The 23,227-nt window shown below is 62.0% G+C and carries 26 protein-coding genes and 1 pseudogene; 25 read left to right on the top strand and 2 right to left on the bottom strand.

The features are described from left to right. Positions 1-49 precede the first annotated feature (49 nt). The 9 genes from IT40_RS20260 to IT40_RS20220 all read left to right on the top strand — a co-directional run bounded on the left by IT40_RS20260 (position 50) and on the right by IT40_RS20220 (position 6,601). Positions 50-1,105 carry an aromatic ring-hydroxylating oxygenase subunit alpha gene (locus tag IT40_RS20260; RefSeq protein WP_036759107.1) on the top strand — a complete coding sequence of 352 codons (1,056 nt, stop codon included), beginning with the start codon at positions 50-52 and terminating at the stop codon, positions 1,103-1,105. A gap of 5 nt (positions 1,106-1,110) precedes the next feature. Continuing rightward, positions 1,111-1,932 carry a hypothetical protein gene (locus IT40_RS20255; RefSeq protein ID WP_238986667.1) on the top strand — a complete coding sequence of 274 codons (822 nt, stop codon included), beginning with the start codon at positions 1,111-1,113 and terminating at the stop codon, positions 1,930-1,932. Further along, entirely contained in the window at positions 1,929-2,462 is a 534-nt protein-coding gene (locus IT40_RS26945; protein WP_052096175.1) for a Rieske 2Fe-2S domain-containing protein, read from the top strand. Before IT40_RS20255 ends, IT40_RS26945 begins: the two co-directional genes overlap by 4 nt. Beyond that, entirely contained in the window at positions 2,459-3,100 is a 642-nt protein-coding gene (locus IT40_RS20245) for a glutathione S-transferase family protein (protein ID WP_036759105.1), read from the top strand. Before IT40_RS26945 ends, IT40_RS20245 begins: the two co-directional genes overlap by 4 nt. Beyond that, positions 3,097-4,044, top strand: coding sequence for a PDR/VanB family oxidoreductase (locus IT40_RS20240; RefSeq protein ID WP_036759104.1), 948 nt, complete (start codon positions 3,097-3,099; stop codon positions 4,042-4,044). The genes IT40_RS20245 and IT40_RS20240 overlap by 4 nt, the downstream gene beginning before the upstream one ends. A gap of 1 nt (position 4,045) precedes the next feature. Continuing rightward, on the top strand, positions 4,046-4,279 hold the full coding sequence (locus tag IT40_RS20235) for a hypothetical protein (RefSeq protein WP_036759103.1): 234 nt from the start codon (positions 4,046-4,048) through the stop codon (positions 4,277-4,279). A gap of 110 nt (positions 4,280-4,389) precedes the next feature. Then, on the top strand, positions 4,390-5,061 hold the full coding sequence (locus IT40_RS26940; protein ID WP_116171210.1) for a Rieske (2Fe-2S) protein: 672 nt from the start codon (positions 4,390-4,392) through the stop codon (positions 5,059-5,061). 57 nt (positions 5,062-5,118) lie between these two features. Next, on the top strand, positions 5,119-5,973 hold the full coding sequence (locus IT40_RS20225; RefSeq protein WP_036759102.1) for an aromatic ring-hydroxylating oxygenase subunit alpha: 855 nt from the start codon (positions 5,119-5,121) through the stop codon (positions 5,971-5,973). Position 5,974: 1 nt separating this feature from the next. Then, a complete protein-coding gene (locus IT40_RS20220; protein WP_036759101.1) occupies positions 5,975-6,601 on the top strand; it encodes a glutathione S-transferase family protein in 627 nt (208 codons plus the stop codon). Between the two features lie 325 nt (positions 6,602-6,926). On the opposite strand, the gene IT40_RS20215 is transcribed toward IT40_RS20220, so the two are convergent. Continuing rightward, the gene (locus IT40_RS20215) at positions 6,927-7,799 is read right to left on the bottom strand and encodes a helix-turn-helix domain-containing protein (RefSeq protein ID WP_036759100.1); all 873 of its coding nucleotides are present in this window, start codon (positions 7,797-7,799) and stop codon (positions 6,927-6,929) included. Between the two features lie 16 nt (positions 7,800-7,815). Then, complete coding sequence (locus IT40_RS20210; RefSeq protein WP_036759131.1) at positions 7,816-8,943, bottom strand: S-(hydroxymethyl)glutathione dehydrogenase/class III alcohol dehydrogenase; 1,128 nt, start codon at positions 8,941-8,943, stop codon at positions 7,816-7,818. Between the two features lie 584 nt (positions 8,944-9,527). Here IT40_RS20210 and IT40_RS20205 point away from each other — a divergent pair. The 16 genes and pseudogenes from IT40_RS20205 to IT40_RS20135 all read left to right on the top strand — a co-directional run. Next, on the top strand, positions 9,528-10,607 hold the full coding sequence (locus tag IT40_RS20205; RefSeq protein WP_036759099.1) for an aromatic ring-hydroxylating oxygenase subunit alpha: 1,080 nt from the start codon (positions 9,528-9,530) through the stop codon (positions 10,605-10,607). Positions 10,608-10,636: 29 nt separating this feature from the next. After that, a complete protein-coding gene (locus IT40_RS20200) occupies positions 10,637-10,954 on the top strand; it encodes a hypothetical protein (RefSeq protein WP_007396212.1) in 318 nt (105 codons plus the stop codon). Positions 10,955-11,011: 57 nt separating this feature from the next. Next, entirely contained in the window at positions 11,012-11,356 is a 345-nt protein-coding gene (locus IT40_RS20195) for a hypothetical protein (protein WP_036759097.1), read from the top strand. After that, positions 11,349-11,831: a VOC family protein gene (locus tag IT40_RS20190; RefSeq protein WP_208021377.1), complete on the top strand. Its 483-nt coding sequence runs from the start codon at positions 11,349-11,351 to the stop codon at positions 11,829-11,831. The genes IT40_RS20195 and IT40_RS20190 overlap by 8 nt, the downstream gene beginning before the upstream one ends. A 326-nt stretch (positions 11,832-12,157) precedes the next feature. Further along, a pseudogene (locus tag IT40_RS30205) lies at positions 12,158-12,334 on the top strand (IS5/IS1182 family transposase); the annotation flags it as partial. Between the two features lie 358 nt (positions 12,335-12,692). Then, positions 12,693-13,634, top strand: a complete 942-nt coding sequence (locus IT40_RS27895) for a LysR family transcriptional regulator (RefSeq protein ID WP_082658036.1) — start codon at positions 12,693-12,695, stop codon at positions 13,632-13,634. Between the two features lie 79 nt (positions 13,635-13,713). Next, entirely contained in the window at positions 13,714-14,826 is a 1,113-nt protein-coding gene (locus tag IT40_RS20180) for a LysR family transcriptional regulator (RefSeq protein ID WP_238986720.1), read from the top strand. A gap of 236 nt (positions 14,827-15,062) precedes the next feature. Further along, a complete protein-coding gene (gene trbB, locus IT40_RS20175) occupies positions 15,063-16,013 on the top strand; it encodes a P-type conjugative transfer ATPase TrbB (RefSeq protein WP_425272538.1) in 951 nt (316 codons plus the stop codon). Then, positions 16,010-16,342, top strand: a complete 333-nt coding sequence (locus tag IT40_RS20170) for a TrbC/VirB2 family type IV secretion system protein (protein WP_036759094.1) — start codon at positions 16,010-16,012, stop codon at positions 16,340-16,342. Before trbB ends, IT40_RS20170 begins: the two co-directional genes overlap by 4 nt. After that, the gene (locus tag IT40_RS20165; RefSeq protein WP_036759093.1) at positions 16,342-16,623 is read left to right on the top strand and encodes a VirB3 family type IV secretion system protein; all 282 of its coding nucleotides are present in this window, start codon (positions 16,342-16,344) and stop codon (positions 16,621-16,623) included. The genes IT40_RS20170 and IT40_RS20165 overlap by 1 nt, the downstream gene beginning before the upstream one ends. Before the next feature lie 9 nt (positions 16,624-16,632). Then, on the top strand, positions 16,633-19,266 hold the full coding sequence (trbE, locus tag IT40_RS20160) for a conjugal transfer protein TrbE (protein ID WP_036759092.1): 2,634 nt from the start codon (positions 16,633-16,635) through the stop codon (positions 19,264-19,266). Continuing rightward, positions 19,263-20,063, top strand: coding sequence for a P-type conjugative transfer protein TrbJ (gene trbJ / locus IT40_RS20155; RefSeq protein WP_052096173.1), 801 nt, complete (start codon positions 19,263-19,265; stop codon positions 20,061-20,063). The genes trbE and trbJ overlap by 4 nt, the downstream gene beginning before the upstream one ends. A 19-nt stretch (positions 20,064-20,082) precedes the next feature. Then, entirely contained in the window at positions 20,083-20,373 is a 291-nt protein-coding gene (gene trbK-alt, locus IT40_RS20150) for a putative entry exclusion protein TrbK-alt (protein ID WP_036759091.1), read from the top strand. Between the two features lie 3 nt (positions 20,374-20,376). Further along, positions 20,377-21,693, top strand: a complete 1,317-nt coding sequence (gene trbL / locus IT40_RS20145; RefSeq protein ID WP_036759089.1) for a P-type conjugative transfer protein TrbL — start codon at positions 20,377-20,379, stop codon at positions 21,691-21,693. Further along, positions 21,690-22,379 carry a conjugal transfer protein TrbF gene (trbF, locus tag IT40_RS20140; protein ID WP_036759087.1) on the top strand — a complete coding sequence of 230 codons (690 nt, stop codon included), beginning with the start codon at positions 21,690-21,692 and terminating at the stop codon, positions 22,377-22,379. The genes trbL and trbF overlap by 4 nt, the downstream gene beginning before the upstream one ends. Before the next feature lie 20 nt (positions 22,380-22,399). Beyond that, on the top strand, positions 22,400-23,227 hold an 828-nt coding region (locus IT40_RS20135), incomplete at its 3' end, for a TrbG/VirB9 family P-type conjugative transfer protein (RefSeq protein WP_036759124.1).

Raw genomic sequence — 23,227 nt, 5'->3', positions numbered from 1 at the left:
TAGGCTTTTATGAAGCAACTATTACAACGGTAGCTAACCGGGGGAAATAATGAACGCTTTGACTCCACTCACCGCAGATCAAAGCTATCTGCGCCATTTCTGGCATCCTGTCGCAACCGTGAACGAACTCGAGGCTGCCGATCCGGCAGGCAACGGTCCGATCGGTAGGACGCTTCTTGACGAACCACTGGTCATCGCGAAGCTGAACGGAAAATACGTCGCCATGCGAGACCGCTGCGCGCATCGCTACGCGAAACTGTCCGTCGGGAAGGTGCTTGAGAACAACCGCATCCAATGCCCGTATCACGGCTGGGAATACGGCGCCACGGGCCGCTGCGAGCTTATGCCGGCCTGTCCCAGCGACGCGATCCCGAAAAAGGCGTTTACGCCCGCCTATGCCTGCGAAGAGCGGTACGGAATCATCTGGGTCCGCCTCGACAGCTCGTGGGATTGCACGAACATCCCTTACTGCGAAGCTTGGGAAAACCCCGAATTCAAGCGTCAAATCATCGCGGAGCCCTACAACTGGAACAGCTCGGCCGAACGCCGCTGGGAAAACTTCACCGATTTTTCGCACTTCGCCTATGTGCATCCGGGCACCCTCTATGACCCGGCATATTCGGAACCGGCGATCGTGCCCGTTGACCGCGTGGGCGGCGAACTTCGCTTCTTCATGGAGCCGGGCCGCGACATGCTGGACACGCTGCCGGACGATAGCCCGCTGGGAAGCTGGAACTACCGGAACTCCATGCCGTTCAGCGTCAACCTGTCGATCAGGTTGTACAAGAACGACAAGCCTTTCCTACTCTGGACCACCTCCAGCCCAGTCTCGGAGAACTCGTGCCGCAACTTCATGATCATCGCGCATACCGAAGACGACTTGCCCGATAGCCAGCCGCTCAACTTCCAGAAGCTCGTCTTGGCCGAGGACCAGCCGGTCATCGAGACGCAGCCTGGCCCGATCTACTTGGACGAGGTTTCGCTGCCGACGGACAAGATCTCGAACCAGTACCGGAAATGGCTGCGCGAACTGTCCACTGCCGCGGCAAAGGGCGAAGAAGCGTTCAAAGCGGCCCTGTTCACCGACGTCACCGAAAGCAAGTGACCGGCATGAACGCATGTGAAGACGCTGTGGTTTGGAACCGTTGGTACCCGCTCGGGTCGCCAACGGACATCCGGCGGAGGAATGCGACAAGGACCCGGCTTCTGGGCCATGACATCGACCTGGAAATCCACAAGACCTGGATTTCCGCGTCGAGCGACTCCCGCCCTTTGCCGGTGACTGAGCGGCTGGGATATGTCTGGACTAGCCTGGGCAAGCCCGACGGACCCCCACAGCAGCTGCTGGAATACTACGAGGTTGATCGCTTGGTCATGAACATCTGGTCCACGCCCATAAAGTGTTCGGGCCTGCGGATCGTGGACAACGTGATCGACAACGCGCATTTCCCCTTCCTGCATCCCAACATCCTGGGCGACGAGAATCACCTGGATTTGGTTCCGGGAGAGGCCAGCGTCGATGCAGCGGGGGCGTTGTGGCTGAAGTCGCAGAAGGCTTGGCTGCCGTTGACGAACTCGGTCGCGGAATACACCTACCGGATTTCGGACCCGTATTCGGTAGTTCTTTTCATCCATCGCCCGTCTACACCGGGTCGATACGACTATCTCGGCATATTCGCACAGCCTTTGGATGAAGAAAACTTTATCGCGCACAAGCTGCTTGCATGGATAAGGGAAGACTGGATGGACGAGCGTCAGTTGAAAGCCGACCAGCAGATCATCTCGGCGCAGGACAAGTATGTTCTCGAGCGGCATGTCCACAAGAAGCTGCCGCTCAACGGCGCGGAGACCTCCATCGAGGTGGACAATTCTTCGCTGAGCTACCGCGAATGGCTGCGCGCCAACCATGTAACCTATGGGGCGATGACATGACCTCGTATGTTGTTGCACTCGAAAAAGACGTCCGCGACTATTCGATCGTCAGGTCAATGATGGGCGACAAGCCCTTGGTCATCTGGCGGGGCGCCAGCGGCGCGATCAACGTTTGGCTGGATCGCTGCCCCCACCGCTCCGTAAGGCTTAGCGCCGGACGGAACATGGGCGGATACCTCGAAGGCGTGTACCACGGCTGGCAGTTCGACGAATCGGGCAAGGTGACGCTGGTTCCCGCGCTGCAGGGACGCCCGTCCCACGACATAAGTGCGACCGTCTATTCCACGGCCGTGGCGGACGGCTTTGTCTGGGCGAGCGTGGAAGAATGCTTGCCCACGGGCAGCGGAGGCGAGCCTTGCTATCCGGTCCACATCGCGGCGCCGGTCGATCAGGTCAGGCTGCATGTCGATTCCAGCGTCGATCATCTTACCCCTTGGGGCGTCGATGGGACGATGGTTTACCCGACAGGCGATCCGGCGCAAAGGCGCGCGGAATTGTCAGCGATCAGGCGCAGATTGGAGGAGTCATGATACAGTTCCATGACTATCCACTTTCGGGGAACTGCTTCAAGGTCCGGTTCCTGCTGGAGCAGCTTGGCCTGGAATACCAGTCGATCCTTGTCGACTTTTATCCGGGATACGAGCACAAGTCGCCGCGTTTCCTTAACATAAACCCGCTGGGACAGCTTCCGGCCATCATGGATAAAGGTCAAGCGGTTCGCGATGCGCAGGCCATCCTGGTCTACCTTGCCGCCGCTTACGACAAGTCCGGCAAATGGTTTCCGCGCGATCACCAGGGCGAGGTCTATCAATGGCTCGCCTTCGCGGACCAGCTGACGGGCTCCATTTCGGCTGCACGGCTCCATGATGCGATGTTCTATCGGCTGGACGTGAGCAAGGCCCGGACCGAAGGCATCAAGCTGCTGCGGATCATCGACGAGCATCTCTGGTTCGCCGAAAAAGACGGCCATGACTGGCTGCTGCCGTTGCCGCATCCGACCATCGCGGATGTCGCGTGCCTTCCCTACATTGCACTTGCCGAAGAAGGTGGCATCGACTTGGCTCCATTTTTTTCCGTTTCGCGGTGGATGGAGCGCTTCATGAGACTCGAGAAGTTCAAGCCAATGCCCGGCATGATGCCTCTTCAAATGCCGAAGGAAACGCCATGAACACTCAACGGGTAAAGATCAGGCGGATCGTAGAGCAGACGCCGGAAATCCGTTCGTACGAACTGGTCCCCTGCGATGGATCGTCCGTCAAGTTCACACCAGGCGACCATATCGACGTCTGCGTCGGCGACGGCATCGTCCGCCAGTACTCGCTTTGGAACGCCCCCAAGGACTGCGATGCCTATCACATCGCCGTCAAGCGCGAAACGAACGGCCGAGGCGGATCGGCTGCGATGCACGCGCTGAACGAGGGCGACGAGATCGAGGTGGGCCTGCCACGGAACAACTTCGAGCTTCGGTCGGACGAGGGTCCGGTGATCCTGATCGCCGGGGGCATCGGCATCACCCCGGTGCTGGCAATGGCGCGCCATCTTCAGTCCGTAAGCCGCAAATGCGTCCTGCATCTGTTCGCCCGAAGCGCCGAACATGTGCCGTTCAAAAGCGAAATCGCCGCCCTGGACGAGGCTCCAGTCTATCTTGGCCTTGTTCCACCGACGCTCAACGCCGTTCTGACCGGGATCCTGTCCAATCCGCCCGCCGATGCTCGCCTGTATTTCTGCGGACCCGGACCCTTTATGGACCTGATCGAGCAACTGGCGAAGAACTGCGGCTGGAAAAGCGACCGCGTCCACCTGGAACGGTTCAGCGTCGATGCGGCCACGCTGGAACTCGACGGCGACAGCTTCGAGGTGGTGCTGCAGAAATCGGGTGTCACCCTGACGGTCGAGGAAGACCAGACCATCATCGGCGCTATGGAGGCTGCCGGGCTGGAGCCGATGACATCCTGCGAACAGGGGGTTTGCGGCACCTGCCTGACCACCGTTCTGGAGGGCGAACCGGATCACCGCGATTTCTACCTCAATCCGGCCGAGAAGGAATCCGGGACGCTGATCCTGCCTTGCGTGTCGCGTTGCAAGGGCAAGAAGCTGGTGCTGGACCTGTGACATGGTAACGCGGCGCGTATCTCTTGAGGGAGCTCTCAAGACCGAGTCCTGCCTTGCCATGGTCAGCCACTTTGCTCGGCGCCTTTCGTTGTCGAGCACGATCACAAGCGCGACCCCCAAGTACATCACGCTGATCCTGACCGGGGATGAAAGCCTTATCGACATGTTCGAGATTGCCTGCTGGCTCGGGCCGGACGACGTGAACATCGACACGATCACGCTTGAGACCGTCTGACGCGGTACAGAATCGAAGCCCGGCGCCGCCAAGGACGCTGAAACGGACGGGCTGGACTATAGCCCAACCGACCAGTGTCCAGGGCTTAAAACACAGAAATGGAGAGTGGAATGAAACCTTCAGAACTGGAAGCCGGGTGGTTCCCTGCCGGACTTCAGAACTACGTCCTTCCCAAGACGGCAGGACGTGTCATGATCGCCGACAACGACATCGCCCTGTGGCGCGGTGAGGACGGCCAGATCCGCGCATGGGAAAACAGGTGCCCCCACCGGGGCATGCGCCTGTCCTACGGCATCGTCCGGGGCAACACGCTGACATGCCTGTATCATGGCTGGTCCTATGACGGGGCGGGTGCCTGCGCGGGCATCCCGGCGCATCCCGACCTGACTCCGCCCAAGACGATCCGCGCCAAGGCCTATCGCGCGGCGGATTCCGGCGGGTTCATCTGGGTCGCCAATCCCGGCGAGACGACGGCGGCGCCATCGATCGACGGCGACTGGGTTCCCAACCGTTCGGTCCATATCGACCAAGCCCCGGCTAGCCTGAACGAGCTTGCAGATGGCATGGGCGCCGGCCTCATGTCGAAAATCACCGACCACGCCGCGATCGTCCGCGTTCCCGGTGTGGAGGGAGAAATCCTCCTTGCGTTCCTGGACATGAAGGAACACGGGGCGATGATCCACACCTCGGTTCCGGCCAGTGCATCGGAGGATGCCGCGATCGCCGTCAGCAAGCTGTCCACCCGTCTGCGGCAGGTATTCAAGGCATCAAGCGCCGCTTAATAGGCATCGCAGCCTAGCAAGTTGATCGTCTCACTTCGACAAGCGAGGAGAAACACTATGACACCCGACACTTTCACCCGTTCGCAATGGTATGCAATCGGCCGCCTTCCCGATTTCGAAGGTGCGGAAGCGAAACCCGTCCGACTGCTTTCGCAGGATCTGACCGTGAGCGACGCGGCTGGCGTTCTTTCGGTGAACGATGCCGATGGGCGCAGCCTTCTGACGCAGATCCGCTACGGCCATCTCTGGACCACGCTGAGCGATACGCCACGCCCGCTTTACGACATGCCTGAGTTCGACGAGCCGGACCGGCGTCTTGTGACCGTAGGCGGCGTGGGCGTTCGCTGCTCGGGACTGCGCTGCGTAGAAAACTTCCTAGACATGGCGCATTTTCCCTTCGTCCACACCGACATCCTCGGCGTGGAAGAGCATCCGAGCGTCGAGAGCTACGACGTCAGCATGGATGCGGAAAAGGACGAAATCTGGGCGACCAAATGCAAATTCTTCCAGCCCATGGCTTCGGCGGCGGCATCGGGCGGCCAGATGACCGAATACAAGTATCGCGTCCCGCATCCCTATTCGACGATCCTGTACAAGACCTGCCCGATCCGAGAGGATGTCTGGGATCTGGTCGGGCTGTTCATCCAGCCCGTGGAAGAGGACGAGTGTATCGTCCACTCGTTCATTCTGGTCTTTGACGAGGAAAACACCGACACTGGCCTTCTCCACTTCCAGCAGAACATCTTCCTGCAGGACCGGATGATCCTCGAGAACCAGGTTCCCCGGAAGCTGCCGCTCGATCCCCGTTGGGAATTGCCGACCCGCGCGGACGCGTCCTCGATCGCCTACCGCCGCTGGCTGAAGGCCAATGAACTTCAGTGGGGGGTCGCCCTCTTCAACGAGGCGGCATGAGATGAAGCTGTTCGACTATGTCCTGTCCGGCAATTGCTACAAGATACGGCTGTTGCTGGATTTCCTTGAGCTTTCTCATGAAAAGCAAGCCGTGGACTTCTTTCCGGGGCGTGAACACAAGTCCGATGCATTCCTCCAGATAAATCCGCTGGGACAGATCCCGGTGCTGGAGGACGACGGAGCCTATATCCGGGATGCGCAGGCCATTCTCGTGTATCTCGCCTCGCGCTACGATCCGACGGGAACGTGGTGGCCAGTCAACGATCCGTCCGAACTGGGTCGGGTCGCGCAATGGCTGGCCTTCGCGGACAGCATCACATCCACGGCCTCGGCGGCGCGGCTGCATGACGTGCTGGGCTATGACCTCGACGTGGCGCAGGCAAGGGCCGGCGCTCACAAGCTGTTCCGGATCCTGGATGACCATCTGGCCAACCAGGAGCTGCAAGGGTTCAACTGGATCGCGGGATCGAACCCCACGGTGGCGGATGTCGCGTGCTTCCCCTATGTGGCGCTGGCAGGGGACGGCGGCATCGAGCTGTTCTACTATCCGGCAATCCAGCGCTGGATACGCAGGTTCGTCAATCTTCCGCGCTTCAAGCTGATGCCGGGGATCAACATCTTCAACTGACCTGCCAGACTGCCACGACCGGGAACGTCACCTGTCATCAGGATGCCGTGCCCGGTCCTTTTGATGATCTTCCCACGCCAACAGTAGCCAGGCCGATCCGCGTCTGGCGGCGGTGCAGGTCTCTCGGCCGTTCCGTACTGACGACATAAACGACCAGCCGCTGATTTGTCGCTGCAAACTGCCGCGCCAGGGCGGGTGGAACCGGAACGTCGCAGCTGGATTGCAACCCGCGCACCACATTCATTCCGGGCATCGTCGACCCGCATCAGATCAGGCAGAGGACGACACACGCTCTTGCACGGCATTGGATGGCTTGTGCAGCCTGCTAGGCTTCGCTGCTGCGCAGGATCGTTTCGATGCGCTGCGCGTCCGACTTCGACAGCCGCCCGCTTGCGGTGCCCTGTCTGACCTTTCGGTAAATGGCACTCGCATGCCCGTCCGTGCGACAGCCCGTTCTGGTGTGGCGCAGGGGACGGGTTTCCGAAGCGTCGAGGGTCGGAAAGCACGACCTAAGGAAGATCGTCCTTGTCTCCGAATAAAGTTCGGCGCTATCGCCGCAGATTGCCCTTATGCCCTCCGAGAAGGCCCAGTCGAACAGGTTTTCCTGTGTTTCCCGGGGTGAGGCACTGCCCGAGGCGACGAAAAAGGGATGTGCCGGATCGTCTCCCAAGCAAATGTCGCAGCTTATGCCGGTTATTCCGGCAGGCAGGCGCGCGGCAAAAATCTTCAGGCCATTCAGCTCAAGCTCATCCGACAGGCTTCGAAACGAGCGGGAACCGATCCCCAGTCGATGCTGGATCATGTCCGCCATGCCGGTGGCAGTCCGATGCTTCGGATCGCAAAGGTCCATCCTGCTGGGCGGGGTGATGGTTCCGGTGGCCAGAAACTCGGCCGAGATATAGTTCTCGACGGCAATATATGTCGCCACCAGTGCCCGTGCCCTGATCGCCAGAGAGTCGACGGCATCGCCGAAGTATCTCTGCACCTTGATGTCTCTGACAAGCGGCGGCAGGAAAAAGCAGAGCGAGATGCCCGCCAGCGAACCGATGGCCGTCAGCTCACGAAATGTCGGCGATGCCTCGTCTGCCTCCCACCTGGCAAGGGTGGCGGCGTTGCCACCCATGCCAAGCGCCGAGGCAAACTCGGCAATCTCCATGTCGAGGCTTTGGCGCGCAATCTGAATTCGTTGTCCAAGCATCGCCGTCCCTTAACGATCAGTAAAGCACCACCGACCGGATGGATTCGCCGGCATGCATCAGGTCGAAGCCCTTGTTGATGTCCTCGAGCTTCAGCGTGTGGGTGATCATCGGATCGATCTCGATCTTGCCGTCCATGTACCAGTCGACGATCTTCGGCACGTCGGTCCGGCCGCGCGCGCCGCCGAAGGCCGAGCCCTTCCAGACCCGGCCGGTGACCAGCTGGAACGGGCGGGTGCTGATTTCCGCCCCCGCCGGCGCCACGCCGATGACGATGGACTGGCCCCAGCCGCGATGGGTGCATTCCAGCGCCTGGCGCATGACATTGACGTTGCCGGTGCAGTCGAAGCTATAATCGGCGCCGCCGATCTGGTCGAAGGGCGTCTTGGTCAGGTTGACGATTTCCTGAACCACGTTCTCGACATTCTTCGGGTTGATGAAATGGGTCATGCCGAAATGCTCGGCCATTTCGCGTTTGCCGTCGTTCAGGTCGACGCCGATGATCATGTCGGCGCCGGCCAGGCGCAGGCCCTGCAGCACGTTCAGCCCGATGCCGCCCAGGCCGAAGACCACGGCCTTGGCGCCGATTTCCACCTTGGCGGTATAGATCACCGCGCCGATGCCGGTGGTGACGCCGCAGCCGATATAGCAGATCTTGTCGAAGGGCGCGTCCTCGCGCACCTTGGCCAGCGAGATTTCCGGCAGAACCGTGTGGTTCGCGAAGGTCGAGCAGCCCATGTAATGCCGGATCGGCGTGCCATCCAGCATGGAAAAGCGGGTGGTGCCGTCGGGCATCAGCCCTTGGCCCTGGGTCGCGCGGATGGCGTGGCACATGTTGGTCTTGCCCGACAGGCACGAGGCGCACTGGCGGCATTCCGGGGTGTAGAGCGGGATGACGTGGTCGCCCGGCTTGACCGAGGTGACGCCGGCGCCGACTTCCAGCACCACGCCCGCGCCCTCATGGCCCAGGATCGCGGGGAACACGCCCTCGGGGTCGGCGCCCGACAGGGTGAATTCGTCGGTGTGGCAGATGCCGGTGGCCTTGATCTCGACCAGAACCTCGCCGGCCTTGGGGCCTTCAAGGTTGACCTCCATGACCTCCAGCGGCTTCCCGGCCTCGAGGGCGACGGCGGCGCGTGTTCTCATCATCTGTTCCTTCGTTCCATGCCTGTCCATCAATGCGGGATAAGCGACCTTCGTGTGTTAAGGATGCTGGCGAAGCCTCGACAATTGGGAGGATCGAGGCTTCGCTCCGTCTGGCGGCGGAGATTGTGAGCGCCAGACGTGTCTTACTCGACAAGAGGCAAGAATAAGGTCATTCACCGTTCAAAGGAGCCATTTTATCTGGACCTAACGTCCAGAAATTTGGACGGCGCATGGCTCTTGTGAACTTGCTACCTTTTCGACCGGACACCCAGGCCTGAACAGGGAGGCTTAGGCTTATGCCTGAGCACATGTTTATGGCGAACGTAGAGATCATCACCGATGACGGCCTGCCGTTCAACCCAACATGGCATCGGCAGTATGGGCGGCATCGCAGCCCGGAAACTGAAAATGGCCGCGTAAGTTCTACGAATGCGCCTCGTTAAAAACGGGAGAATTACAACGGCAGAGATCATGTTGCTGATTTTAGACACCCTGTTCACATATAAATTCTATGTAACAGAGACATGTTGGGATGACACTGCTGGTCTATTCTATGCAGCAAAAGCTACAAAAGGAATGCCGGTATGGGCGCACGTCCCTTAATCGAGAACATGGAATTTCTCCGCCATTTTTGGCATCCGGTCGCGACTCTCGACGAATTCGAGAAGGCCGACCCGCTGGGCAATGGCCCCATGGCCGTCACCTTGCTTGACGAGAAGGTCGTTCTTGCTCGTCTCGACGGCAAGATGATCGCAATGAAGGACCAGTGCGTCCACCGTTCGGCCAAGCTGTCCGGCGGCAAGGTCAAGGGCGACCAGCTTCAGTGCCCGTACCACGGATGGATGTACAATGCCGAGGGCAAGTGCACCCATATGCCGGCATGTCCGACGCAGAAGATTTCCTCGCGCGCCAAGGTTCCAAGCTACCAATGTGAACTGAAGTACGGTTTGGTCTGGGTCCGTCTGGACAGCTCGTGGAACGTGACGGAAATCCCGTATTTCAGCGTCGCTGATGACCCGAAGATGAAGATAGTCGTGCAGGAGCCCTACTGGTGGAATGCCAGCGCACCGCGCCGCTGGGAAAACTTCACGGACTTTTCGCACTTCGCGTTCGTTCACCCGGGCACGCTGTTCGATCCGAACAACGCCGAGCCGCCCATCGTGCCGATCGATCGCGTGAAGGGCCAGCTGCGCTTTGTCTATGACACGCCTCCGGGCATGGATGTTCCCGATCAGGCACCCATCGGCAACTTCACCTACCATTGCAGTATGCCGTTCACGATCAACCTGGCCGTTCAAAAATATGTGGGGAACAACCTTCACGTCCTCTTCAACGTGTCCTGCCCGGTGAACGCGAAGCAAACGAAGAACTTCCTGATCTTCGCCCGCGAGAAGAGCTTGAACGATTCGGATCATCCCCACATCGCCTTCAACGACCTGGTCTTTGCCGAGGACCAGCCGGTCATTGAATCGCAGTGGCCAGAAGAGATTTACGACGACGAACTGTCGGTCGTGACCGACAAGATCTCGATACAGTACAGGAAATGGATCAAGGAACTGGAAAACGCCCACGCGCAGGGCAAGGAGGCTTTCGAGAAGGCTCTCCTGACGCCGGTTCTTGAAAGCGACCGGATGCACCCTGAACTGCAAGCGGTCGCGGGCTGACGCTCGGCCGGATTTCAGGAGATATCCCAGTGTCAGTCCATTTCATGACCAGTTCTCCCGATGCGCTGCTTCGGGAGTTCAACCGGAGAATTGTCCAGGAAGAAGCGTGGGGGAAGGCGGAAGGCTGGATGCTGAAGGGTGATACCTCCTACCAGCATTCCGAAGACGTGTCGGATATCGGCGCAATGCTTGTGCCAAGCGTCGATGCGGGCACGTTGACCTTCGAACTTCATGCCGACGGCGGCAAAGGCATCCCGCCTGACGTGGTCAAGCTGTACTACACGAGGCTGGTGGAAACCTTCCTCCGGTGGATGGACGTGCGCTTTGATGAGGTTCGACTGAACTGAGCAGTCACGAAACCTGTCAGGCGGATAGATTTGGAACGGAAAGGAAGAAAGTTGGCCTTGTATGTGAACACCGCCGAACCGGAGAAGGCACTTAGGGCCTTCAACGCGTCGGTCGGCAATATCGATCAACCTCATGACGGCGCAAGATGGCTGCGACCGAAGAACTCAGACTACTTCACGCATGCGGACCCGGAATGGGCCTACAAGTCCTGGGTGCTGCCCAGTGTCCGCCAAGGATCGCTGATGTTCAACATCATCAGACCCGAGGACCGCTATGTTTCAGTGAAAGCCTATGCCGCCTATCACGCCGAGCTTGTCGGGACGCTGATGGATGCGGGACTGGCGGCCCCCCTGGACATAAAGATGTCGTCTCGATGCGCCGACGGCGACCTCAATGCCTGATCTCAAGAGGAGCGTGGACACACCGATGGCCAGTGCAGACAAGTTCCAGCCTATGCACAACATCTTTTGCGATGATGTGGAGAAACAGAAACAATTTTACGCTGCAATCCTGGGTTGGGACGACATTCCCGAGGCCTCTTCGCCGATCTACCGGGTTCTGCAAGGCAACGGCTTCCAGCTGGCCTTCAACGGTGTCCCGGCCTATGAGCTTCTGGGCCTGAAGGATCGTGAGAGACGCAGGACACCAACATCCAGCACCGGCACGATGGTGACGTTCGTGGTTGAAGACTGGGCAACGGTAGATGAGATCGCGCACAAGGTGCCCGAGCTTGGCGGGTCGATCGTCAAGGGGCCGTTTGCAACCTATTACGGGCAATGGCAGTTGGTCTTCAACGATCCGGAGTTCAACATCGCGCGCATCACAGCCATGACCATTCCCGAGGGTGCCGAAATTCCAGTTGTCAACTTCGACTAGGGCCTGTGCCTACGCAGGCCCTGTGCTGCCAAGCCGAGCCGTTATCTAGGGCGGCATCCCCGGTGATTGTCAGCCGGAAGCCGACGCAGGCACGACACAACGGTGCCCTTGACCACGACTACCCCCGGCCCATAGCTGAACCCTCTTGTCTTCTAGCGATGACAAGCAACTGCCGCGCCCTCTGGTGCGGCTCTTTCGTTCGGCCTGTCCACTCCGGCCCTCGGGCCGGGGCCCGCAAGGAATGCAGTGCATGGGCTTATCTGATGCACAGCGCCCTTCCCGCTGGTGTTTCGACGGACCCACTTACCGCACCTTCCCTTGCGCTCACCGGGTACAAGGGCTACGCTCGTCCCCTCAGGCACCGCAAACGGATCGAGGAGGCTTTCGGCTGGGCCAAAACCATCGGAGGCGCCGTCCAGACCGTTTATCGCGGCATTGAATGCGCACGGTTTCGCTTCATCATGACGCTGGCCGCCGGAAATCTCCCCAGACTGCCAAAGCTGACCCGGCTTGAGCAGAAGATGACGTCGCAAACCGACCAAACCCGCCACACAGAACAGATGAACAAGCCAAAGCCGCAGCAGAGCTGAAAATGACATCTTCAGCGCGGCACTAAACCAGCGACCTGTTGGTCTCCGAGTGCTACCCTCCTCACGCTTTAGCGTTCTCGGGCGGAATCCCCACCAAGTGCTACTTAAGTAGCTATTTTTGTTGTCACCTTTGCATAAAATGGCAGCAAAGTGCTAACCTCGCCTGCCGAAGACAGAACGCTGTCATAATTTGGTAGCAACGCGTTGCCACCCGGAGTAAACCAACTGACCAGACCTTCCGTTCGAGGTTTGGAACACAGCCCAGGCCCCCATGACGACCAAGGTTGAATTCAAGGATATCAGCAATTTCGTTCATGTCGCGAGGACGGGAAGCCTGACGCGCGCCGGTATGATTTCCGGCGTACCAAAGGCAACGCTCAGCCACAGCATCCGCCGCCTGGAGGATTTGCTGGAAGTTGAGTTGTTTCATCGTTCTCAGAGAGGCTTGCAGCTCACAGATGCTGGACGTGCCCTTCTAGATAATACCGGCCGTATATTTGACAGCATCGAACTGGCTGCAAGTGCGGCTCAACGTGCCCATAGCTCCTTGAATGGTAAAGTGAGGATATTAGGAAGTGCGGAGTTTGGGACCAGCATTATTGGCGCAGCAACTTTGTACTTGGCAAGAGAGCATCCGGGGCTATCCTTCGAAACACGAATGTACCCTAGTGACACTCCATTGCCAGAACAAACAGAATTTGATTGCCTTATTTTTGTTGGCACTGCCCCATCATCTGATCACGTTTGTCGAAAACTAGGCAATGTTGGGTATCGCGCCTACGCTAGTCCGCTACTTCTGCAGCGGCTAGGAACCCCTAATTCCGTTGAGGATATAAGGGAAATGCCCGGCATAGAATATACGCGCAAGGGAATAGCGGAGCCTTGGCTACTTCAAGACACAGACGGACAGCGGATTGGCGATTACAATGTGCGATTCAGCGTTCATGATTATTGGATGGCAAAATTCTATGCAGTTTCAGGAGAGGCAATAGCATATCTGCCGGACTTTTTTGTGCACTATGAAGTTGCTCAAGGTCACCTCATACCGCTCCTCCAAGAAGCCAACGAGAGTGAAAAAATATCTGTCTGGGCAATATATGGCGCCGCCCGCCATCGCAACCCTCGCGTTAAACTAGTAATTGATACGCTTTGCCAAAACTTCGACAAATTGATTCGTCACCCAGGCTATGCACTCGTGCGTCAGGACCTATAACTATAAACCCAAATACTCAACACACAGTGCAAGGAGTAATATTAGTCAATAAGGTCAAAAAAAGCAAAAGTACATCGACTTGCAGGAGGACAATCAGTCGATCTTTGCCCTGACCAAGAATCGTGGCGAGGAGTGGTTACTTATCTCGGCCAAGGGGCGCGCTCGTCATGATCCGGATGACAGCCTAAAGTGCGAAAATGTAGACGCTCTGTTTAAATTATTCGACATGCAAACCGATCTACCCCTGGCTGAAATAATGAATGGGGAGCTATTCGAATCTCTGAAAAGGAGTGATCGTTGCGACATGGACCTGCGCCATCTTCGATACGTCGTCGCCACAGCTCGGAACGGCAGCTTCAGCGCGGCTGCGCTGGAACTGGAGGTCCAGCAGCCGGTCGTGAGCAGACGAATCCGTGAGCTCGAGGAAGAGCTAGGCGTTGCCCTGTTCGACCGCTCCACCGCAGGGGCGAAGCTGACGCCCGTCGGCGAGGATTTCGCGGTCATGGCCGGACGCATCCTGGACGATCTTCAACGGCTGATCGATCGCACAAAGGCGGCAGTGCAAGGCCGGCGGGGTAGCGTCGTGCTGGGTTTCTACAAATCCTTGTCCTCGGGAAATCTTCGCTTCATCCTGCGCCGATTTCGCGAAAACCAACCCGAAATCGGCCTCGATCTGCTGGAGGCGCCCTTTGTCGAGTTGATGGCCGATATCCATTCCGGCAAGCTGGACATCGCGGTCATCCTTGGCGATCCGGATCGGTGCCCGGTGCTGAACACCATGGCGATCGGCACCGAGCAGTTGGTGGTTGTTTTGCCTGAGAGCCACCCGCTGGCTGAAAAGTCCTTCGTTTACTGGTCGGACCTGAAAGGAGAACGCCTTCTGATCTCGCACCAGGATCCTGGTCCTGACATCCGCAACATCCTGATCGGCAAGCTCGCGGCGCCATCGGACAGCCCCGAGATCGCCAGCCTGCATGTCAGCCGCGAGAGCATCCTCAGCCTGGTCGGAGCGGGCGAGGGCATCAGCCTGCAATGCGAATGCGCCAGCGGCTTGACGGGTCTGGGCGCGGTGTTCCGGCCGATTCATGACGCCAATGGCGCAACCCGGATCGGCTACGTCGCTTGCTGGCATCCGGAGAACGACAATCCGGCTCTGAAGACTTTCCTTGAGGCGCTTCGCGCGGAAGCGTGAGAGGCATCGCAGGCAACCCTGTGCCGCCTTCGCGGAAAATCCTTGCCGCAGGTCTCCTGTATTTTTTCGCCCTGCTACGATCCGCTAAGATTTCCACAAGATAGCTGTTGCACGGCTCGGTTTTGCGGCTCTTTTAGTCGACCCCATCCGGGGATCTTCTCTCGCCGCCCCGGTGAACGGGGGACGGGATGGCAGGTTCAGACCACAGAACGGCAACAGTGGAGCGCGGTGTCCGCATGCTCCGCACCGCGCTGGGGCCTGCCATCTCGTCCCTGCTGCGCGATCCCGAGGTCGTCGAGGTGATGCTGAACCCGGACGGCCGGATCTGGGTCGACCGGCTGCGCGACGGGCTGGCCGATACCGGCCAGTTCCTGTCCGCATCGGATGGCGAGCGCATCATCCGGCTGGTCGCGCATCATGTCGGCGTCGAGGTCCATGTCCGGTCGCCGCGCGTCTCGGCCGAACTGCCGGAGACCGGCGAACGTTTCGAGGGGCTGTTGCCTCCGGTGGTCGCCGCGCCCGCCTTCGCCATCCGCAAACCCGCCGTCGCCGTCTTCACGCTCGACGATTATGTCACCGCCGGGATCATGACCCGGATGCAGGCGGAAGCCTTGCGCCTCGCGGTCGCGACCCGCGCCAATATCCTCGTCGCCGGCGGCACCTCGACCGGCAAGACCACCCTGACCAATGCCCTGCTGGCCGAGGTGGCGAAGACGCAGGATCGGGTGGTGATCATCGAGGACACCCGCGAGTTGCAATGCGCCGCGTCCAACCTCGTCGCCATGCGCACCAAGGACGGCGTCGCGACGCTGTCCGATCTCGTACGCTCCTCGCTGCGCCTGCGTCCCGACCGCATCCCGATCGGCGAGGTGCGCGGCGCCGAGGCGCTGGATCTGCTCAAGGCCTGGGGCACCGGCCACCCCGGCGGCATCGGCACCATCCATGCCGGATCGGGCATCGGTGCGCTGCGCCGCCTCGAACAGCTGATCCAGGAGGCCGTCGTCACCGTCCCGCGCGCCATGATCGCGGAAACCATCGACTTGGTGGCCGTCCTGTCTGGGCGCGGCTCGTCGCGCAGGCTGGTCGAACTGGCCCGCGTCGATGGGCTGGGGCCGGACGGCGACTACCGCATCGCTCCCGTCATTCCCGACATCGACACCACGCTCAGCACTGGAGAACCAGAATGATCCGTCCTGCCCTGCGCCTCTTCCATCATGCCACGATGGCGGCAACCACTGCCTATGTCAGCCTGCTCATGACCCCGGCCGCCCATGCTGCCGGTTCCTCCATGCCCTGGGAGGCACCGCTGCAATCCATCCTCGATTCCGTCGAGGGGCCGGTGGCGAAGATCGTGGCGGTGATCATCATCATCGTCACCGGGCTGACGCTGGCCTTCGGAGACACCGGCGGCGGCTTCCGGCGGCTGATCCAGATCGTCTTCGGCATTTCCATCGCCTTCGCGGCCTCCAGCTTCTTCCTGTCCTTCTTCAGCTTCGGCGGCGGGGCCCTGGTCTGATGGCCCAAGGCTTCGAACAGCTTTCCGAGGTTCCGGGTTTTTCGGTCCCGGTGCATCGCGCCCTGACCGAGCCGATCCTGCTCGGCGGAGCGCCGCGTGCCATCTCCATCCTCAACGGCACGCTGGCCGGGGCTGTCGGTCTCGGGTTGCAACTCTGGCTTGCCGGTCTCCTGATCTGGGCCGTCGGGCATATCGCCACCGTCTGGGCCGCGAAACGCGATCCGCTCTTCGTCGAGGTCGCGCGCCGCCATCTGCGCCTGCCCGGCCATCTCTCGGTGTGAGGACGAACCATGATGAACCTCGCCGAATACCGCCGCACCGCTTCCCGCCTCGCCGACTACCTGCCCTGGGTGGGGCTGGTCGGCGATGGTATCGTCATGAACAAGGACGGCAGTTTCCAGAGGACGGCGAAATTTCGCGGTCCCGATCTGGATTCCGCGGTCGCAGCCGAACTGGTCGCCGTCGCGGGGCGGTTGAACAGCGCCTTCCGTCGGCTCGGCTCCGGCTGGGCGATCTTCGTCGAGGCGCAGCGGTCGGAGGCCGCGATCTATCCCGACAGCACCTTCCCCGATCCGGCTTCGGCGCTGCTCGATGCCGAACGCAAGGCGGATTTCGAGCAGGAAGGCAGCCATTTCGTCTCCGGCTATTTCCTGACCTTCCTCTGGCTGCCCCCGGCCGAGGAGGCCGCCCGCGCCGAAAGCTGGCTCTACGAGGGGCGCGAGACCTCGGGCGTGAATCCCTGGGAACAGGTCCGGGGTTTCGCCGACCGCACCGACCGCGTGCTGGCGCTGCTCGACGGCTTCATGCCCGAATGCCGCTGGCTGGATGACGCCGGCACGCTGACCTACCTGCATTCGACGATCTCGACCAACCGGCATAGTGTCGGCGTGCCCGAGGTGCCGGTCTATCTCGACGCGCTCCTGACCGATCAGCCGCTGACCGGCGGGCTGGAGCCCCGGCTCGGTGAGCAGCATCTGCGGGTGCTGACCCTGAACGGATTTCCCACCGCGACCACGCCTGGTATTCTCGACGATCTGAACCGCATCGCCTTTCCCTATCGCTGGTCGACGCGCGCCATCCTGATCGACAAGCCGGAGGCCACGCGGCTGCTGACGAGGATCCGGCGGCAATGGTTCGCCAAGCGCAAGTCCATCGCCGCGATCCTCAAGGAGGTGATGACCAGCGAACCCACGGCGCTGGTGGACACCGACGCGGCGAACAAGGCCGCCGATGCCGATATGGCCTTGCAGGAACTTGGGGCAGACATCGCCGGCATGGGTTTTGTCACCGCGACGATCACTGTCTGGGATGAGGACGCCAGCGTCGCCGACGAGAAGCTGCGGCTGGTCGAGAAGATCGTTCAGGGCCGCGACTTCACCGCAATGATCGAAACGGTCAATGCCGTCGATGCCTGGCTGGGTTCTCTGCCGGGACATGCCTATGCCAATGTCAGGCAACCGCCGATCAGCACCCTGAACCTCGCCCATATGATCCCGTTGTCCGCCGTCTGGGCCGGCGAGGCGAAGGATGTTCACTTCGATGCGCCGCCCCTGCTCTACGGGCGCACCGAGGGATCGACCCCGTTTCGGTTTTCGCTGCATGTCGGCGATGTCGGCCACACTCTCGTCGTCGGACCGACCGGCGCCGGCAAGTCGGTGCTGCTGGCGCTGATGGCGCTGCAGTTCCGCCGCTATCCGCGCGCGCAGGTCTTCGCCTTCGATTTCGGCGGCTCGATCCGCGCCTCGGCTCTCGCCATGGGCGGCGACTGGCATGACTTGGGCGGCGAGCTGACCGAGGCAGCCGAGACGTCGGTTTCGCTACAGCCACTGGCCCGTATCCACGAAACGGCGGAACGCGCCTGGGCCGCCGACTGGATCGTGGCCATCCTGCGCCGCGAGACCGTCGAGATCACGCCCGAGGTGAAGGAGCACATCTGGACCGCGCTGACCTCGCTGGCCTCGGCGCCTGTCGGAGAACGCACCATCACCGGTCTCGCCGTGCTGCTGCAATCCAACGAGTTGAAACAGGCACTGCGGCCCTATTGCGTCGGTGGACCCTATGGCCGGCTGCTCGACGCCGAGGCTGAGCAACTGGGCTCGGCATCTGTGCAGGCCTTCGAGATCGAGGGGCTGGTCGGCACCGGCGCCGCCCCGGCGGTCCTGTCCTACCTGTTTCATCGCATCGGCGACCGGCTCGACGGCCGCCCGACGCTGCTGATCATCGACGAGGGCTGGCTGGCGCTGGACGACGATGCCTTCGCCGAACAGCTGCGCGAATGGCTGAAGACGCTGAGGAAGAAGAATGCCAGCGTGGTCTTCGCCACGCAATCGCTGAGCGACATCGACAATTCCGCCATCGCGCCGGCGATCATCGAGAACTGCCCGACGCGGCTGCTGCTGCCGAACGAACGCGCCATCGAGCCGCAGATCACCGCCATCTATCGCCGCTTCGGCCTTAACGACCGCCAGATCGAGATCCTCGCCCGCGCCACGCCGAAGCGGGATTATTACTGCCAGAGCCGGCGCGGCAACCGCCTGTTCGAGCTCGGCCTTTCCGAGATCGGCCTCGCGCTCTGCGCCGCCTCCTCAAAATCCGATCAGGCGCTGATCGGTCAGATCCTCGCTGATCATGGCCGCGACGGTTTTCTCGCCGCTTGGCTCCAAGCCCGCAGCGTGGACTGGGCGGCGGATCTGATCCCGGATCTGCCCAATCTGGTGCCGGTAGATTCCAGAGCCCCCGCATCTGGACTAATTGGTTCGGAAACCGCGCCCACTGACGGCGATATCGGCGCCGCCAATGCTGGATTTCCTTACCCAGAGACCGGGCCCGACGGTGACGGGATCGGCCTCGATGGCGCCGAAGCCGCGTCGATTCCCACGAATGCAGGACCAGAAACAGTAGCAGGAAAGGAGACCGCGCCATGACGCGCAGCACGACGATCACCAGGCAACATCCCATTGGCACCCTTGCTCGCACCTCGCTGCTGGCGCTCACCCTTGCCGCCCCGCTGGTGCTGGCCCCGATCCTGACGCCCCCGGCCCATGCCTTCTTCGGCGGGTTCGGGCGTATCGTCTACGATCCGACCAACCACGCCGAGAACCTGCTGACCGCGGCACGGACGCTGGAGCAGATCAACAACCAGATCGCCTCGCTGCAGAACGAGGCCCAGGTGCTGATCAACCAGGCCCGTAATCTCACGAGCCTGCCGCATTCTTCTCTACACCAATTGCAGCAGAACGTCAGCCGCACCCAGCAGCTGCTCGATGAGGCCCAGAACATTGCCTTCGACGTGCAGGACATCGACCGGATGTTCCAGCAGGACTACGGCAATCTCTCCCCGGCGGCGAGCGACGCCCAGATCATCGCCGATGCCCGCACCCGCTGGCAGAACTCCGTCGGCGGCTTGCAGGACGCGATGCGCGTCCAGGCCGGCGTCACCGGCAATATCGACAGCAACCGCGCGGAAATGTCCGATCTTATCAACGAAAGCCAGAACGCCGTCGGCGCGCTGCAGGCGACGCAGGCCGGCAACCAGCTGCTCGCGCTCCAGTCACAGCAGATCTCGGATCTCATCGCCGTCGTCTCGGCCAATGGCCGCGCCGACGCCCTTTCAGAGGCAGAGCGTGCAACCGCCGCCGAACAGGGCCGCATCCAGCGCGAACGGTTTCTGACCCCCGGCGCCGGTTACCAGCCCGGCAATGCCCGGATGTTCAACAACTGACCGCCCGAGGAGGCGCATCATGGGAGGCAAGGCGATGGCCCGGCTGATTGCCATCCTGTTCCTGGCGATCGTCATGACCGTGACGCTGATCGGGATGGAACGGAGCGGCGATCTGCCGCCCCTGCCGGGGCGCAAGACACCTGCACGGCAGGAAGATTCGCTGCGCGAGGGCCAACGCCGCTGCCAGCAGATGGGCGAAGCAGCGGCGGAGGATGCCGAATGCCTGACGATCTGGGCCGAGACCCGCGACCGCTTCCTTGGACGGCGGCCTGATCCGTCGTCCCCGGCTACATCCATGGAAAGGGAATAGATCGTGGGCGGCACCGGCGTCATCGACGAGTTCCTGGCGGTCTTCACCAGCTATATCGACAGCGGCTTCGGCTTGCTGGGGAGCGAGGTGGCCTTCATCGCCACCACCCTGATCGTGATCGACGTCACGCTGGCGGCGCTGTTCTGGGCCTGGGGCGCCGAGGACGACATCATCGCCCGGCTGGTGAAGAAGACCATCTTCGTCGGGGTCTTCGCCTGGCTGATCTCGAACTGGAACAGCCTCGCCCGGATCGTCTTCGAGAGCTTCGCCGGGCTCGGGTTGCTGGCCTCGGGCACCGGATTCTCCGCCGCCGATCTGCTGCGGCCGGGCCGCGTCGCCCAGACCGGGCTCGATGCCGGCCGGCCGCTCCTGGAATCCATCTCAGATCTGATGGGCTGGGTGGCGGTCTTCGAGAACCTTATCCAGATCCTCTGCCTGTTCTTCGCATGGGCGCTGGTCATCCTCGCCTTCTTCATCCTGGCGATCCAGCTCTTCGTCACCCTGATCGAATTCAAGCTGACCACGTTGGCAGGGTTCGTGCTCATCCCCTTCGGATTGTTCGGAAAGACGGCGTTCATGGCCGAACGCGTGCTCGGCAATGTCGTGTCGTCGGGCATAAAAGTGTTGGTGTTGGCGGTGATCATCGGCATCGGCAGCACCTTGTTCGGCCGGTTCACCACCGGCTTCGGCGGCGTTTCCCCCACCGTCGACGATGCCATGGCCATCGTGCTGGCGGCGCTGTCGCTACTCGGCCTCGGCATCTTCGGCCCCGGCATCGCCACCGGCCTCGTCTCCGGCGGGCCGCAGCTGGGTGCGGGCGCCGTCGCCGGCACCGGGCTGGCCGTGGGCGGCGCCGCGATGGCCGCCGGGGGTGCGACGGTGCTGGGCGCCAGGGGTGTCGCCGCGACCGCGCGGGGCGGGGCCGCCACTGCGGGGGCCGCCTCCGCCGCCTATAGCCTCAACTCCGCCGGACAATCCGGGATCGGCGGCGCCCTCTCCGGTGCCGCCGGCGTCGGCAAGGGGGCGGGCATCGCCGCCATGACCCCGCTGCGCCGGGCGGCGGCCAGTCTCAAGGCCAACCGCGAAGCCGGCGTGAAGGCCGGTTTCACCGGCACCGGAGGCAGCACCACGCAGGGCACGCTCGGCGGTACGAGTGCCGGTGGTGCGGCTGCGGGGGCTGGCAGCCCGCCTGCCTGGGCGCAGCGCATGCGCGGGCAATCCCTTGGCCGGGGCGCGACCGTCACCGCCCATGCCGTGCGCTCCGGCGGCAGCCATGGTCCCGGCGCCTCCGTCTCCCTTTCCGAAAGCGACAAGCCATGAACCTCTTCAGACGTCCGACCACCCATTACGGCAAGATGCCGGAACCGGTCACACCCTATCAGAAGGCGGCGCAGGTCTGGGACGAACGCATCGGCTCGGCCCGCGTGCAGGCCAGGAACTGGCGGCTGATGGCCTTTGCCTGCCTGACAGTCGCTGCCGGGTTTGCCGGGGCGCTGGTCTGGCAGTCGGCAAGGGGCACCGTGGTCCCCTGGGTGGTGCAGGTCGACGATCTGGGGCAAGCGCAGGCCGTCGCGCCCGCTTCTGCCGATTACCGCCCCACCGACCCGCAGATCGCCTGGCATCTCGGCCGCTTCGTCGAGCAGGTCCGGTCGATCCCCGCCGATCCGGTGATCCTGCGCCAGAACTGGCTCAGAGCCTATGACTGGACCACCGACCGTGGCGCGGCGGCGCTGAACGACCATGCGCGCGGCAACGATCCCTTCTCCAATCTGGGCGAGCGGCAGGTCTCGGTGGAGGTCTCTTCGGTCATCCGCGCCTCGCCCGACAGTTTTAGGATCGCCTGGACGGAAAAGCGCTACGAGAACGGCCAGCTTTCGGCCACCGAGCGCTGGACCGCGATCCTGACCGTGGTGATCCAGACGCCGCGCAGCGCCGAGGCCCTGCGCGCCAACCCCCTCGGCATCTACGTCAATGCGATCTCATGGTCGCGGGAGATGAGCCAATGAGCCTTGTTCTCACCGAAGGAATGTTCGGAACCCTGGCGAAACGCTTGTCCGGTCCACTGCTGGCTGCCGTTTTGCTTTCGGCTACCGTACTGGCGGGCTGCACCACCAGCAAGGCCCCGCAGTTCAGCTACGACGACGATGTCCCGCCGCTGCCATCGCCGCCCGCTGCCGTTCAGGCTGACCCGGCACCAAAACCGCTGCATGTGCCGCCGGGCTGGACGCCGGCGCGCGGCGGCAATGGGGCGGAGAGCCCCGCCGGCCGGGTGACGAATGCCAATCTCGCCGCCCGCGTCGAGCCGCGCCGCGAGGGCTATTACAATGCCATCCAGGTCTATCCCTGGTCCGAGGGCGCGCTCTATCAGGTCTATGCCGCGCCTGGGCAGATCACCGATATCGCGCTGGAGCCTGGCGAGCGGCTGACCGGCACCGGTCCCATCGCCGCCGGCGACACCGCGCGCTGGATCATCGGCGATACCGAGAGCGGCAGCGGCGCGTCCCGCCGCGTGCATGTGCTGGTCAAGCCGACCCGTCCCGACATCAGCACCAATCTGGTCATCGCCACCGACCGGCGCAGCTACATGCTGGAACTGCGCGCCGGCGAGGAAACCTGGATGCCGGCGGTGTCATGGCATTATCCGGAAACTTCGTCGTCCACGGCCACGCAGCGGCGGGTGGGTTCCGCCGCCCCCGGGGTCCCCCCCGCCCCCCCCCGCCACCCTCGCCACCGGTTGCAGGGCGAGGGGCCCAGCCCCCCCCGGCGGCCGGGTTCCGTCTTCGACGACGGCCGCCGGGGCCCCGTGGGCTTTCCCCCCCGCATCCCCCACGGCGGGATGCCCCCGCCCCTCGTC

Source organism: Paracoccus versutus (assembly GCF_000763885.1).
GTDB classification, from domain to species: domain Bacteria; phylum Pseudomonadota; class Alphaproteobacteria; order Rhodobacterales; family Rhodobacteraceae; genus Paracoccus; species Paracoccus versutus.
Note: the sequence above shows the minus strand (reverse complement) of the source record. Positions and strands in the feature narration are given on the sequence as shown.

Bases quoted from the DNA above. Each gene is read 5' to 3' on its own strand.
- IT40_RS20260 (WP_036759107.1), top strand. From the start codon at position 50: ATGAACGCTTTGACTCCACTCACCGCAGATCAAAGCTATCTGCGCCAT.
- IT40_RS20255 (WP_238986667.1), top strand. From the start codon at position 1,111: ATGAACGCATGTGAAGACGCTGTGGTTTGGAACCGTTGGTACCCGCTC.
- IT40_RS26945 (WP_052096175.1), top strand. From the start codon at position 1,929: ATGACCTCGTATGTTGTTGCACTCGAAAAAGACGTCCGCGACTATTCG.
- IT40_RS20245 (WP_036759105.1), top strand. From the start codon at position 2,459: ATGATACAGTTCCATGACTATCCACTTTCGGGGAACTGCTTCAAGGTC.
- IT40_RS20240 (WP_036759104.1), top strand. From the start codon at position 3,097: ATGAACACTCAACGGGTAAAGATCAGGCGGATCGTAGAGCAGACGCCG.
- IT40_RS20235 (WP_036759103.1), top strand. From the start codon at position 4,046: ATGGTAACGCGGCGCGTATCTCTTGAGGGAGCTCTCAAGACCGAGTCC.
- IT40_RS26940 (WP_116171210.1), top strand. From the start codon at position 4,390: ATGAAACCTTCAGAACTGGAAGCCGGGTGGTTCCCTGCCGGACTTCAG.
- IT40_RS20225 (WP_036759102.1), top strand. From the start codon at position 5,119: ATGACACCCGACACTTTCACCCGTTCGCAATGGTATGCAATCGGCCGC.
- IT40_RS20220 (WP_036759101.1), top strand. From the start codon at position 5,975: ATGAAGCTGTTCGACTATGTCCTGTCCGGCAATTGCTACAAGATACGG.
- IT40_RS20215 (WP_036759100.1), bottom strand. From the start codon at position 7,799: ATGCTTGGACAACGAATTCAGATTGCGCGCCAAAGCCTCGACATGGAG.
- IT40_RS20210 (WP_036759131.1), bottom strand. From the start codon at position 8,943: ATGAGAACACGCGCCGCCGTCGCCCTCGAGGCCGGGAAGCCGCTGGAG.
- IT40_RS20205 (WP_036759099.1), top strand. From the start codon at position 9,528: ATGGGCGCACGTCCCTTAATCGAGAACATGGAATTTCTCCGCCATTTT.
- IT40_RS20190 (WP_208021377.1), top strand. From the start codon at position 11,349: ATGCCTGATCTCAAGAGGAGCGTGGACACACCGATGGCCAGTGCAGAC.
- IT40_RS27895 (WP_082658036.1), top strand. From the start codon at position 12,693: ATGACGACCAAGGTTGAATTCAAGGATATCAGCAATTTCGTTCATGTC.
- trbB (WP_425272538.1), top strand. From the start codon at position 15,063: ATGCTCCGCACCGCGCTGGGGCCTGCCATCTCGTCCCTGCTGCGCGAT.
- IT40_RS20170 (WP_036759094.1), top strand. From the start codon at position 16,010: ATGATCCGTCCTGCCCTGCGCCTCTTCCATCATGCCACGATGGCGGCA.
- IT40_RS20165 (WP_036759093.1), top strand. From the start codon at position 16,342: ATGGCCCAAGGCTTCGAACAGCTTTCCGAGGTTCCGGGTTTTTCGGTC.
- trbE (WP_036759092.1), top strand. From the start codon at position 16,633: ATGATGAACCTCGCCGAATACCGCCGCACCGCTTCCCGCCTCGCCGAC.
- trbJ (WP_052096173.1), top strand. From the start codon at position 19,263: ATGACGCGCAGCACGACGATCACCAGGCAACATCCCATTGGCACCCTT.
- trbK-alt (WP_036759091.1), top strand. From the start codon at position 20,083: ATGGGAGGCAAGGCGATGGCCCGGCTGATTGCCATCCTGTTCCTGGCG.
- trbF (WP_036759087.1), top strand. From the start codon at position 21,690: ATGAACCTCTTCAGACGTCCGACCACCCATTACGGCAAGATGCCGGAA.